Genomic DNA, 1,250 nt, shown 5'->3' on the forward strand with positions numbered 1-1,250 from the left:
AAGCTGCGCCAGATTTTCGGGGCTGATGCTGCGCTCTATTTGGATGTCAAAGATTACGGCTCCAAGTACATGGTGCTCAGCAGCGAAACGCGTGTCACGGCGGAAGCCAAGCTGGTGGATTTGAAAACCGGCAAACAGATTTGGAACGGTGTTGCCACGGCGTCCAGCAGCGAGCAGCAGTCCAACTCTAATGGCATCCTTGGCGCCTTAGTGCAGGCGGCAATAGAACAGATTGCCAGTACGGTGTCTGACAAAGGGCATGACATTGCCGGTATCACCAGCGTGCGCCTGCTCTCTGCGGGTACGCCGCGCGGTGTGCTGTATGGCCCGCGTTCGTTGCAATACGGCAAAGATGGCCTGTAAGTGATATTCCGTACGATTGATAATGCCTGAAGACATTATCACGAAAAGTGGAGCGCAGCAGGTTGCGCTCCACTTTACTTATCCATTCGTTATCAAAATATCCCCTTTCACATAAAGCCGATTGTTAGTAGTTTTTTCGATAAAAAAACACAAAATAGAAAAAACTTCAGAATCTTATTTAAAGGTGTGAAATGGCTGTTAATCTGCTGGGCGAACAACGATTAAGTACTAAAAATTATGCTAATTTAATCAAGCATAATGAAAAGGATAAAGCGACCCATTTAAACGTGTGGGACAAATTTTGTGATTTGTTCAGAAAGTGCAAAAAAAGCGATGTTGTTAATACCTTTTATAATCTTATTCATGGTGATGGCCGCAATCATGATAATAGCGGGAAAAATGCGTTTTATCATTTTGAACAGTTAAGGCATATGGCGGATCCTGATGACAGACATTTGTTTACCACGCGTGTTGCTGAAATCAATGGCGATGAGAATAAATATATATTTTTAATCGATAATGTGGAAATAGCCACTGTGTCGGTTAAGAGTTGGGATGCGCTTTATAGGCTGGAGCATAATTCACAGCCTTTGATCGATAATTATGAAAAAATTGTCTATGATTATGTTAAAGAAAATAAAAGCAGATTTTTAGATGAATATAAACAGACTAAAATTGCTGATAATTACGGCTCTGACGAGTTAATGGATTACAGTTGCTTTTTTTTGAATAACCACAGTGAAGTGAAAAAAACGCTGTTAGAACGAGGCATTATCAATATCTATGTCATGGATGAAATTAACTATGATATGGATAAAACGATTCCTGTTGAAGATAATCGACGGGGATATGCCCTTACAACCATCGCTGGATCATTGAGAACGGAA

General features: G+C 41.1%; 2 protein-coding genes. Both read left to right on the forward strand.

Annotated features, from left to right (window positions below; all coding sequences use genetic code 11):
• Positions 1-363 (forward strand): DUF799 domain-containing protein (locus tag J5224_RS28505; protein ID WP_264628466.1); only part of this gene is annotated, 363 nt, incomplete at its 5' end.
• A 191-nt stretch (positions 364-554) separates the two neighbouring features.
• A partial coding sequence (locus tag J5224_RS28510; protein ID WP_264628467.1) for a hypothetical protein occupies positions 555-1,250 on the forward strand: 696 nt, incomplete at its 3' end.

The organism is Candidatus Symbiopectobacterium sp. NZEC135, assembly GCF_025962695.1.